The organism is Maricaulis maris, from assembly GCF_049116555.1.
GTDB lineage: Bacteria > Pseudomonadota > Alphaproteobacteria > Caulobacterales > Maricaulaceae > Maricaulis > Maricaulis maris_C.
Genome location: NZ_JAGDYT010000006.1, coordinates 306,882 through 318,695, shown reverse-complemented (window position 1 = coordinate 318,695; position 11,814 = coordinate 306,882). Strand labels below are relative to the sequence as shown.

Here is an 11,814-nt window from a genome sequence, read left to right as displayed (position 1 = left end):
GACCGGGCGTTGTGTGTGTCGGGGGTTGGGCGTGATTGAAGGTGTGGACAATACGGTGCTCTACGGCGTGGCCGGGGCCGGTCTGTTTGTCCTTATCCTCGCGATCAGCGCCATCTCCATGCATCTCAATCGGCAGCGCGCCGTGTCTGATGAGCGTCAGGTCTACAAGCTGCGCCGCAAGCGGGCGGCGCGTTATGAGGACGCCAAGAAGGACTACGAGAAATACCGCAAGAAGATCGAGAGCGGGAATACGGTTCTGGTCGATCTCATCCATGATCTCGGCGACGACTTCGTTGGCCGCGACAGTGCCCAGCAACAGATCGCCTTTGACGAGGCCTTTGAGGCGGTCGCCTCGATCCGCCAGGCCAATCCGCGCGCACGGATCGTGATCGTGCTGCATACGCTGGGCGGCTATGCCCGGCCGGCCCACATGATCGCCTTGGCCATCAAGCAGCACTTGTCCAAGGGCAAGGGGCATTACAATCCCAGGCGCGAACCGCGTGTGGTGGCCTATGTGCCTTATGTCGCCATGTCCGGTGGCACGATGATCGCCCTCGCGGCGGACAAGATCGTCATGGATCCGACCGCCTCACTGGGCCCGATCGATACGATCTATGGCGGCTTCCCTACCGAGGCCTACAAGGAGCTTCTCGCCCAGAAGGGGCCGCTGGCGACCCAGGATGTCCTGGTCATGCTGGCCCATGAGGCCGAGAAATATGATCGTTATGCCGGGCAGGTCGCGCGCGACATTGTCAATGAAATCCACAAGGCCGAGGGCAAGCCGGACCACCATATCGCCGACACGCTGTCAGCCGGCACGCTGTCGCACAGCCAGGCCATCACGCCCAAGGATGCCAAGGATTTCGGCATGAATGTCTCGACCAAGATTCCCGATCTGATCTATGGCCTGGTCGATGCCCGTATCCGCATGATCCACACGCGCCTCGAATACGAAGCCCGCCGCCTCGACAGCGAGGAGGCCGGCGAGGAGGGCGGGACCGACAATGCCGAGCAGGCGATCGAGCGGGCGATCCGCCAGTCCCTGTGTGGCAATGTGCGTCTCTGACAGGGTCGCGCTGCCAAGCCCCCTTGAACCGGCCCCGCCGCACACCGATCTTCCCGGCGACCAGCAAGGGATGATGTCATGACCAGCAAAGCCGAGCTTTATGAGGATGTGCGCAAGCAGATCGCCGCGGTGATCGCGGGCGAGACCAGCCGTACGGCGCGCTTTGCCACGGCCAGCTGCCTGCTGCGCGAGATGTTCGGTGAGCGCTTCTTCTGGACCGGTTTTTACGAGGTCGACCCTGCCAAACCGACCGAACTCGTTGTCGGCCCCTATCAGGGCACGATGGGCTGCCTGCGTATCCCGTTCGGCAAGGGTGTGTGTGGGGCTGCCGCGGCCACGGGCGAGACCCAGCTCGTGGAAGACGTGCACGCCTTTCCCGGCCACATCGCCTGCGACAGCCGCTCAAACTCGGAAATCGTCGTGCCGGTGCGTGATGCCGACGGCCAGCTGGTCGCCGTGCTGGACATCGACTCCACCGAATTCGGTGCCTTCGACACGGATGACCAGGCCGGCCTGGAAGCGATCTGTGGCGAGCTGCTGACGATTGCCTGATCACTGAACTGAGACGCGCGGGGGCAGTGCCGGTCTTGGGTTCGGGCTGACACTGCCCCCTGTCCCGCCCGTTTGGGGTCCGCCATCAAGGCGGCGTGCGGGATGTCTGGAAAGCGCGTCTAGCGCGCCACGATCTCGACCCGGCGATTGTGCCGGCGCCCCGTATCGTCGGCATTGCTGGCCTCCGGCGCCAGCGGTCCGACCCCGGCGGCGATGAGGCGTTCGGCGTCAATCCCGTCGAGCGCCGTCAGGGCGTCAACCACGGCGGCCGCCCGGCGGTTTGACAGATTCATATTGTAGCTGAGCGTGCCGGACATGTCGGTGTGTCCGACGACGTAGAGCGACAGCGATGGTCGCGCGATCAGCAGATCCCGCAAGGCGGTCAGGGCCGTCTCCGACTCTGGCAGCAGGACGTCACTGTCATGGGCGAAGAGCAGGCCATCGACCCGGACATGTCCCTCGGCATCGAGGCCGGCGGCGAGGGCTTCGGCCGAAACGGTGACCATGTCCCGGTCCATCTCATCGGTTTCGACAATCACGATCGAGGTGGTGTGGCGGCCGACACCAAGGGCGATATAGGCCAGTCGCCCGTCATGGTTCAGCGTGCCGGCGGTATAGTGCGAGTTTGGTCCGTTGATCGCCCGCATGCCATTGGCCTGGTAGAAGGCGTTGCGGCTGGATCCGGTCGTACAGGACCCGTCCCGGGCGCAGGACCAGATCGGCTGATACCCTGCCGCGTCGAGCGCTTCGCGGTAATTGGTGAAGATTTCCAGCTCTGACCGGTCGTCGGGATTGTCGTAATCCAGCTTCGTGACCCGCCCCTGCACCGGAATCGTCACCGCGGCACGGGCGTCGAAATCGAAACCGGTGATCAAGGCGTATTCGTCAAACCGCCAATACTCTCCGCCACCTTCGGATCCTTCATAAGGCGAGATCAGCGGGTGGCCCTCGACCGGTTCCTGGGCGAGGACGGCAGCGGCGATGCCGGCGAGGATGAGTACGAGGGTAAGCAGGGCGGCAAGGGCGCGGATCATGATCAGTCTCCTTGGCAGGCGGCCATATCGGCAAAGCTGTTGGACGGGGCGTGATAGCAATGGACGATCCGGTTATCGCCCTCGGCGGTTTCGCGGACCCGGTTGGTCGCATCGAGCGTCACCTCGATCAGCACATACGCGTAGTCCTGGCTCCAGGCGCCGACGAAGTCATCGCCGGCTCCAAGCAGGTTGGCGGTGTCATCAAGCGCCACCACCGCATTGACCGCCAGGTCGGGAATGCGCGTGGTAAAGGGCAGCGACCAGCCATCGCCGCTGCGCTGTCCCGGACCCTCATTGAGGCGGACATGGAGCTCGACCGGGCAATGGTGGAGGGCGTGGAAGTCACGCTGCCCGGCATTCTCGACGTGCACATGATAGGTCAGCCGGTTCAACGTCATCGCGCCACCCCCGTTGGGACGGGTCGAGATGCGCAGGGCGTTGTCGGCCGAGAGCGGTCCGGGTTGTGCCGGCATCTGGCCGAAGCGGAATTCGACACCCGCGACGATCGGCAGACGGTACACATGGCAGGGGTCGGCATCCAGGATTGCACCGGTGCGGTCGGGCTGAGACGGGGCGTCGGCTGCTTGCGGATCAGCGGGCTCGACAGCCGGCACATCCTGCGGCTCATCGCCAGACGTCTCCCAGTCGGCCGGCGGGTCGCCGATACTCTCGATGACGATGACACCATCGCCGCGATAGGGGCCGTCCAGGACGAGATTTCCAACCGTGACGGCATGAATCGGCGCCGGATCGAACAGGCCGACATGATCGCCATGCCCCGGCAGGGATTGCTGATGGACGGTGCGCCAACTCATCCCGGTGTGGAAGTTTCTCACCTGGACCCTGATGGCGCGGGCGGTCTGGCAATCCGGATCGGCAAAGGCTATCGCCGAGACTAAGGTGGCGAAACCGTCGCCATCGCTCGTCACCGCCGGCCAGTTGGGCGTATTCCAGAACCCGCCCGGCGTGCGGGCCTGGACACGGACATTGATATTGGCAAGCGGCCAGGTCTGGCTGGAAATCGAGCCGACGCCAGGCTGGTGCCCGAGAAGCCGGGTGGAGACCTGCCAGTGGCAATTGGCCTCGACAGCGCCGGTCAGCGCCGGGAGCATCAGCAAGCTTGCCATGAGTACCAGAATCCGCATCGCGTCCTCCCGTCCGACAGTCGGGACAGAATACATTTGCTGAATGAATGTTCAATGAATATATTTTCAACGAACTGATTTGCGCGTGTGGAGTCGGGATTGGCCAAGCGGCGGAGTGAGCAGAAGGACGAGACGCGGGCGAGGCTGGTCACGGCCGGCGCCTCCGTGTTCGCCGCCAAGGGAGTCGAGGGCACCCGAATTGGCGATATTGCCCGTGAGGCCGGTGTCGCCATGGGCACGCTCTATACCCACTTCCCGGACAAGGAGGCGCTCTTTGTCGAGGTCATGCGCGCCGGCAAGGAGGCGGTGCTCGCCGGCCTGGCCATGGCCCAGCAGACGCCGGGTTCGCGAGAGATCAAGGACCGGGCAGCGATGGAGGGCGTGGTCACCTTTGCCGGCATCTATGGGGATCTCTTCCGCCTGTTGTTGAGCCGCGGGGCCGGCGCGGATCCGCTTCAGCGCGAAGTCGTCGATGCCATCGCCGCGCTGAGGGTCGCTGAGCTGGTCGAGGGGCAACGTGATGGCTGGGCCCGCAAGGATCTCGATCCGCACGCCGCGGCCCGCTGTGAAGTGGGTGCGGTCTTTCATTTGCTCGACTGGTGGCTGGACGACCGCTCCCGGATGACGGATGAGGCTGTCATTGAACAGCTTTGCCTGATCCGCCGCTTCGGCGTGGAGGGCCTGATCCCGGATTCTGCGGCATGAGTGAGTATTCGATCGAGCTGGACGGGCGGTCTGTTGCCTTCACCTTGCGACGCTCGGCGCGCCGGACGATCGGTTTCACCATCTCGCGTGACGGTCTGGCCGTTGCCGCGCCGCGCCGGGCCAGCGAGCGGGAGATCCGGCGCGCCCTGGTCACCAAATCCGGCTGGATCCTGTCCAAGCTCGACGACTGGGCGGCCCGCCCTGCCGCACCGGAACTGGTCCTGGAAAGCGGGGCCAGCCTGCCCTGGCTCGGCGGTAAGCTGACCCTCGATCTGCGCGGCGAGGGCGTGCGGACGACCGTGCGGCGTGAGGGCGACCGGCTCATCCTCAAGCATGATGCCCATCTTGACGGTGAGCTGCGCACCCGGACCCTCACCAAGGCCCTGCAGCGCTTCTACAAGCGTGAGGGCGAGGCGTTGATGGCGCCCAAGGTCGAGGCTTATGCCGCCCGGCTCGGACGACCGGTGCGCAAGGTCATCGTGCGCGACCAGAAGCGTCGCTGGGGGTCGTGTGCCTCGGACGCCACCATCCGTCTCAACTGGCGCCTGATGGGCTTTCCCGAAGCGCTGATCGACTATGTCTGCGCCCACGAGGCCGCCCATCTGGTCGAGCCCAATCACTCACCCGCCTATTGGCGTGTGGTGGAAAGCCTGATGCCGGACTGGAAACCGCGTCGCCAGCAAATGCGCGACGAGGCCGATCGCTGGGTGGTGTTCTAGGGGGCCTATTCCCCGTCCTTCAGCTTGCGATCGAAATAGTCCACGATCATCGTCCACAGATGCACCGAGCGGTCTTCGCCGCGCACGCCGTGGCGTTGGCCCGGATAGGTCATCATTTCGAAATCGGCGCGTTGCTGCTGCAGCTCGGAATAGAGCCGGACGGAATTGGCGAAGATGACATTGTCGTCGGCCATGCCGTGGATCAGCAGGAGCGGGGTCTCGTAATTGTCGAGATGGGCAAAGACGGAGGACTGCTCATAGCCGCCGAAATTGGCGTCCGGGTGACCCATATAGCGCTCGGTATAGGCGGTGTCGTAGAGCGTCCAGTCGGTAACCGGTGCTCCGGCAACGCCCGCTGCCCAGGCGTCCGGTGCCTGCAAGGTCGCCATCAGCGTCATGTAGCCGCCATAGGACCAGCCCCAGATCCCGACGCGATCCGCATCGACGAAGTCGAGGCTCTTGAGATAGTCCAGCCCAACCAGCTGGTCCTCGACCTCGACCGAGCCCATGCGGTGGCGGATATGGCCTTCAAACTCGCGGCCGCGATTGGCGGCGCCGCGATTGTCGAGGGTGAAATAGACATAGCCGCGCTGGGCAAACATCTGCGCGCGCATTGACTGCCAGCCGCGATGGACCTGCTGGCTGTGCGGGCCGCCATAGAGATACTGGATCGCCGGGTATTGCCGGTCCGGATCGAAATCGGCGGGCAGGAAGATCTGGTAGTGAAGCTCGCTCCCGTCGGCGGCCGTCAGCGTGCCGTACTCCGGCGTGATATGGTCATCCAGATAGGGGAAATAGGGATGCCCCTCGACGAGGGCATTTTCCTCGATCCAGCGGATAGGGGTGCCATCCACCGAATACAGGGCCGTCCGGGCCGGGGTTTGCGGATCGGAATAAGTCCCGATGAAGGTCGCGGCATCCCGCCCGAAGCGTGCCGACCAGCGCCCGTGTCCCGATGTAATCCGCGTCGGTGCGGCCGAGCCGTCCAGCGGCACCGAATAGACATGCCGTTCCAGCGGCGTCTCGATCCAGCCGGTGAAATAGACAAGCCCGTCCTCCAGATCGACAGCATTGATGCTGCCTACGACCCAGTCGCCCGATGTCACCTGGCTGATCAGGCTGCCATCGGCGGCGCGGTGCTGGATGTGACGGAAACCGCCCGGCATGTCCTCACTGGTCCAAAGCACCGTACCATCAGCGAGGGCGCGGAAATCATTGGTCAGATTGATCCAGATATCAGTCGTCTCGACGAGCCAGGGCGATGCTGCGCCGGTTGCGGGATCGGCGGCCAGAATGGTGATCTGGTCCTGCATCCGGTTGAGCACCTGCACATAGGCGGTGGTGCTGTCCGAGGCCCAGTTGACCCGGGCCAGATAGATGTCGTCAGTCGCGGCCAGCTCGACCGGTCGACGCGCGCCGGTTTCGCGTTCGGCGATGAAGAGCTCGACTGTCGCATTGTCGGTGCCGGCGCGCGGATAGCGCTGGTCGACAACGCGGGCAGACCCGTCGGCGGCGATCTCCATGCGCTGGATGTTTTCGACCGGGCTTTCATCGACGCGGGCGAGGGCAATGTATTGCTCGTCCGGTGACCACCAATAGCCGGTGCGGCGGCTCAGCTCTTCCTGGGCGACGAACTCCGCCATGCCCCAGGAGACAAGATCTCCGCCTTCGGTCGTGATGGCGGTTTCGGCGCCACTCTCCAGATCAATGACGTAGAGATTTTGTTCGCGGATGAAGGAGACGAAATTGCCCCGCGGGGAGATGCGGGCATCGGTCTCGTATTCCGGCGTCTCCATCAGCCGGCGGGCTTCACCGCTTTCGACATTGACGTAGAAGACGTCGCCGTCCAGCGGCACGAGGATGGCCTCGCCCTGCGTGTCCCAATCATAGCGCACGATACCGGTCGAGGAGATACGGGCCCGCTCGCGCAATTGCCGCTCGGCCTCGGTCAGGGCGCGTTCGTCCGGCGCGAGCACCTGGCTGTCGACCAGCAAGTAGGGCTCGCCGCCATCGATATCCATCGCCCACAGGTCAAGCACGGACGCGTCATCGGCCTTGGCACGCAGGAAGGTCACGCGGGACCCGTCCGGCGAGAAGGTGAGGGAACGGGGCGTCGCGCCAGACAGGGAGGGGCTGGCATAGATCCGCTCAATGGTGAGAGCGGGCTCGCTGGCGGCGATTTCGGTGGCAGGTTCGGAGGCGGGCTGGCAGGCGCCCGCAAGGGCGGCAACAGCCGCAAGGCCGGCATAACGAAAGGACATGATCTCTCCCCAGAGTGTGTAGGCCCTGTTTTAAAAGGCCCGGCGCGCGCTGGCCAGACGGGTTTCAGCAACCTCCCCGCCCGGCCGGAGGCGCGAAAGCGCCAGACAGGATTTCCGGTGGAAGGGGCAGGGAGGCGAGCTGACATGGCCTACCTCGCATCTGTTGATGGATGGGGGACAAGCCTCTCCGCGCCATGGCGGGATCGCCTGGCGGTTCGGGCCGTAGAGGGGTGCGAGGTGCCTTGCCGGTGCCTTGCTATGGAAGTTTTGTGGGTGGCGCCGGGGGCACCTTGCACACGGAGATTTACTCAGGGCCGTTGCCGGCCCCGTCTCGAAACCGATGGGATAAAGCGGTCGAGCTTTGTGCCGCCGTCCCATCGATGGCCACGCCGGGTTGGTCTGGCGGTGTTTCCAGGCAACCGGACGAGCTCCGTCCTCCCCGCGCCCCCGGATCACCAATCCGGGCCTCGAGCAGCGCGGGAACGGGGAGGAGTATGCGGCAGGACAGAAGGGGGGCGGACAAGTTTTGTGCCCGGGCGCATTTTCCCCCTCCCCCGGGAGAGGGCGGTCGAAGGTTGGGTGAGGGGTAAGGCCCGGTATTCCCGGCGCAATTCTTCTTCAGCCGCCCCTCCGGTACACCGTCTCCCAAGGGAGAAGGACGGGTGCGAAGCGGGGATAAGGGGGGCTCATCAGGTCCTTTCCCAGACAAGGGGAGGTGGCCCGAAGGGCCGGATGGGGTGAAATGCGCCAGCGTGTCGTCATCGACCTCCGATCACCCACGCCGTCTCGCCGCTGCGCGGTTTCACCCTTGAGCTTGAAAACCGGATACGGCCCGCTGGCTGACAAGTCGCTTTGGTGACGGGATCGCGCCGAGGCGCCCCCCTCGCTCACGCGACCTCAAAAATCCTGTCATCCCTGTCACCCGCGAAAGCGGGATGGAGAGCGGGGACCCAGATGTTCGACCCGTTAGGCCTCTGATCTCCGCCCAGGCTCAGCGTGACAGAAGGGGAGCCCCCTCAACCAGATCGATAGCAACCCCGGCGGCAGTCAGGCCTTCGACCAGGAAAACGGCCGGGTCCTGGAAATCACCGGCCTCCATGTGTCTGATCCAGGTGGTGACACTCTCTGTCCCGCCGAGCTCGGCAAAGGTCTGCAGGAAGAGGTCGCTGTCATACCGGCCCTCGCGCAGGGACTGGCTGTTATCGATCATTGCGGACCAGAGGGCATGCAGGCCTGCGGGTCGGTCGGTCGGCGAGAGCGCGGTGGAAAGGGCCAGCATGATGGTCGCGCCGCAGGCGTAATGCGCCCGCCTCTGACCGCGTTCAACGGCGCTTGCCAGCCCACCGGCGTCCAGGAAGGCGGTACACTCATCGAGGGCGGACTGGTAATTGTTCATCGAATAGGCCTCGTCCATCGAGAAAACCGTTGTGAGTGCCTCCCAGCTCAGGGCTTCGGCACTGCCTTCGTGGATCCATGCGGCATTCGGATCGGTATTCTGAACCAGTCCGCCATTCCAGAGATGGGCCAGCTCGTGGACGACCAATGTCGTGATGCGGCTGCGGTTATTGCGGACAAAATCCGGGTCATCCAGCGCTCCACCTGCCAGTTCCATCACGACGTCGCTGGTCATGGCGCCACCCCGGAAATGGATGCCTGAGCGGTCGCTCGGTCGGCGGGTCAAAATCAGGCTTGGCGGCTGTGCCAGCTCCGCTTCAAGGGCTATTTCCAAGGCAGTGAGGGCTTGCGGCACGGTGCTCAGGATCTGGGTGGCGATCCGCTCCGGGATTTCCGGCGAGATGAGACTGTTGAAATTCGATCCGGCCAGTCGCGGCGGTGCCCCGAAAACCGCATAGGCGCCAAGCCCGTCGTCCAGGGGGACCCGATCATCGGCCGGCACCGGATTGCCGGCAAAGATCACATCGCCGCCGGCATGATCGATGAAACTGAAACGGTGAGCCGGTGCGATCAGCGCGTCCGCCTCGATACCGCCCTGCAGTGCCAGGATGTCGGTCGGGGCAAGCTGAAAATAGTGCGAATAAACCGCCATCGTGACAGCGGGCGCTGACGTGTCGGACGACGCCGACCCGGCAATCGGGACGAAGGGCGTGTAGTCGTCGCCGCGCGTGATCGTGGACGGGGCCATGTGGATCCGGATTTCACGCACCGGATGCGATGCCACAAGCGCATCGACATCGCCGAACCGGTTGAGTGCAACGCCATCAGTCAGGACTTGAAGCTGGCCGATCCGATTATTGTCACCGCTGCGGGTGAAGGCGAGTGCGGTGACGGGCCCGGATGTCGAGAGTGTCGCGGTCCAGTCGTCCGGGCCAATTCGTTCGATTGTCACATCAATGACGGTCGGGGCGGGGCTGCCGGGCCCGGCAGGTGCCGCTGCGGCGAGGAGAATTCCGATCAGGGAGAATAAAACTGAGACACGCATTGTGACCGATCCGGGCTGGTTTGATGGTCGCCATACTGGCGCGGGCAAGGCTTGGGTCGCCATCGCCCTACAGTCACAATCATGTGAGAGGGGAACGGCTTTTCGTCCCGGCAATGCCCGCGAGAGAACCGCACACGCCAAGCGCATTGCCCTTGCAGCGTGTCTCCGCTACACGGTGCGGCTCAAGATTCCCTGCCAGACAAGAGAGCCTCTCCCCCATGGCCGCTTACAAATTCGTCTATCACATGGACAAGCTGTCGAAGACCTATCCGGGCGCTGCCAAGCCCGTGTTCGACGGAATTTCCCTGCACTTCCTGCCCGATGCCAAGATCGGTGTTGTCGGCGTCAATGGTGCCGGTAAATCGACCCTGCTGAAGATCATGGCGGGCATGGACACCGAGTTCACCGGTGAAGCCTGGGCCGAAAAGGGCGTGAAGGTCGGTTATCTCGCCCAGGAGCCGCAGCTCGACGAGAGCAAGACGGTCTGGGAAAACGTGATCGAGGGCTCGGCCCCGAAGCAGTTGCTGGAAGAATTCAACGCCATCTCGATGAAGCTCGCCGAGGATTATACCGACGAGCTGATGGAAGAGATGACGGCGCTGCAGGAGAAGATCGACAACGAGAATGCCTGGGACATCGACTCGAAGATCGAGATGGCGATGACGGCCCTGCGCTGCCCGCCCGCCGACTGGCCGGTCACCGACCTGTCCGGTGGTGAGCGCCGCCGCGTCGCCCTGTGCCGCTTGCTCCTCTCCGACCCGCACATGTTGCTGCTCGATGAGCCGACCAACCATCTCGACGCCGAGAGTGTGCAGTGGCTGCAGAACTATCTGGAAGACTTCAAGGGCGCCGTCCTGGTCGTCACTCACGACCGTTACTTCCTCGACTCGATCACCACCTGGACGCTCGAACTCGATCGCGGCCGTGGTGTTCCCTATGAGGGGGGCTATTCGGCCTGGCTGGAACAGAAGTCCAAGCGCCTGGCCCAGGAAGACCGTGAAAAGAGCGCCAAGGACCGTGCCCTGATGCGCGAACTGGAGTGGATCCGCTCCTCGCCGAAAGCCCGTCAGGCCAAATCCAAGGCCCGTATCAAATCCTATGAGGATCTGCGTGACGCGGCCGAACGCGCCGAGATCACCACGGCCCAGATCACCATTCCGCCGGGCCCGCGCCTGGGTGGTGTCGTGGTCGAGGTGGAAAATCTCAAAAAGGGTTTCGAGGACAAGCTTCTCATCGACGGCCTGTCCTTCAAACTGCCACCGGGCGGCGTGGTTGGCGTGATCGGTCCGAACGGTGCGGGTAAATCCACCCTGTTCAAGATGATCACCGGCCAGGAAACCCCGGATGAAGGCACGGTCCGCCTCGGCGAGACCGTGAAGCTGGGCTATGTCGACCAGTCGCGCGACACGCTCGATGCGAGCAAGACTGTCTGGCAGGAAATCTCCGGTGGCAATGACATGATCGAGCTGGGCGGCAAGGAAGTTCCCTCGCGCGCCTATGTCGGGACGTTCAACTTCAAGGGCGGCGACCAGCAGAAGAAGGTCGGTCTCCTCTCGGGCGGTGAGCGCAATCGCGTCCATCTCGCCAAGATGCTGCAGACCGGCGGCAATCTCCTCCTGCTCGATGAGCCGACCAATGATCTCGACGTCGAGACCCTGGCGGCGCTGGAACAGGCGCTGGAAGCCTATCCGGGCTGTGCCGTGGTCATCTCGCACGACCGCTTCTTCCTCGACCGTCTGGCCACCCACATCCTCGCCTTTGAAGGCGACAGCCATGTCGAATGGTTCGAAGGCAATTTCGAGGACTATATCGAGGACAAGAAGCGCCGGCTGGGCCCGGACGCCGACATGCCCAAGAAGATCAAGTTCCAGAAATTCGGCCGGTAGGGTTTG

9 protein-coding genes are annotated in these 11,814 nt (G+C 63.9%); 5 read left to right on the top strand and 4 right to left on the bottom strand.

Features of this window, described 5'->3' with window-relative positions; translation table 11 throughout:
- The first annotated feature begins 31 nt into the window (after positions 1-31).
- Entirely contained in the window at positions 32-1,066 is a 1,035-nt protein-coding gene (locus JXQ94_RS09125) for an SDH family Clp fold serine proteinase (RefSeq protein ID WP_421923461.1), read from the top strand.
- A 78-nt stretch (positions 1,067-1,144) separates the two neighbouring features.
- Positions 1,145-1,618: a GAF domain-containing protein gene (locus JXQ94_RS09120; protein WP_421923460.1), complete on the top strand. Its 474-nt coding sequence runs from the start codon at positions 1,145-1,147 to the stop codon at positions 1,616-1,618.
- A 119-nt stretch (positions 1,619-1,737) separates the two neighbouring features.
- Here the strand turns inward: JXQ94_RS09120 and JXQ94_RS09115 are convergent, their stop codons facing one another.
- A complete protein-coding gene (locus JXQ94_RS09115; protein ID WP_421923459.1) occupies positions 1,738-2,652 on the bottom strand; it encodes an OmpA family protein in 915 nt (304 codons plus the stop codon).
- A gap of 2 nt (positions 2,653-2,654) precedes the next feature.
- On the bottom strand, positions 2,655-3,797 hold the full coding sequence (locus tag JXQ94_RS09110; protein ID WP_421923458.1) for a hypothetical protein: 1,143 nt from the start codon (positions 3,795-3,797) through the stop codon (positions 2,655-2,657).
- A 99-nt stretch (positions 3,798-3,896) separates the two neighbouring features.
- On the opposite strand from JXQ94_RS09110, the gene JXQ94_RS09105 reads away from it, so the two are divergent.
- Positions 3,897-4,502, top strand: a complete 606-nt coding sequence (locus JXQ94_RS09105) for a TetR/AcrR family transcriptional regulator (RefSeq protein ID WP_421923457.1) — start codon at positions 3,897-3,899, stop codon at positions 4,500-4,502.
- The gene (locus JXQ94_RS09100; protein ID WP_421923456.1) at positions 4,499-5,221 is read left to right on the top strand and encodes a M48 family metallopeptidase; all 723 of its coding nucleotides are present in this window, start codon (positions 4,499-4,501) and stop codon (positions 5,219-5,221) included. The genes JXQ94_RS09105 and JXQ94_RS09100 overlap by 4 nt, the downstream gene beginning before the upstream one ends.
- A 5-nt stretch (positions 5,222-5,226) precedes the next feature.
- Here JXQ94_RS09100 and JXQ94_RS09095 read toward each other — a convergent pair whose 3' ends face one another.
- Together JXQ94_RS09095 and JXQ94_RS09090 are read right to left on the bottom strand one after the other, a co-directional pair.
- Positions 5,227-7,482, bottom strand: a complete 2,256-nt coding sequence (locus JXQ94_RS09095; protein ID WP_421923455.1) for a DPP IV N-terminal domain-containing protein — start codon at positions 7,480-7,482, stop codon at positions 5,227-5,229.
- Positions 7,483-8,473: 991 nt separating this feature from the next.
- On the bottom strand, positions 8,474-9,922 hold the full coding sequence (locus tag JXQ94_RS09090) for a M1 family aminopeptidase (protein ID WP_421923454.1): 1,449 nt from the start codon (positions 9,920-9,922) through the stop codon (positions 8,474-8,476).
- A 218-nt stretch (positions 9,923-10,140) separates the two neighbouring features.
- Between JXQ94_RS09090 and ettA the strand changes: the two genes are divergently transcribed.
- On the top strand, positions 10,141-11,808 hold the full coding sequence (ettA, locus tag JXQ94_RS09085; protein WP_421923452.1) for an energy-dependent translational throttle protein EttA: 1,668 nt from the start codon (positions 10,141-10,143) through the stop codon (positions 11,806-11,808).
- The last annotated feature ends 6 nt before the right edge of the window (positions 11,809-11,814 follow it).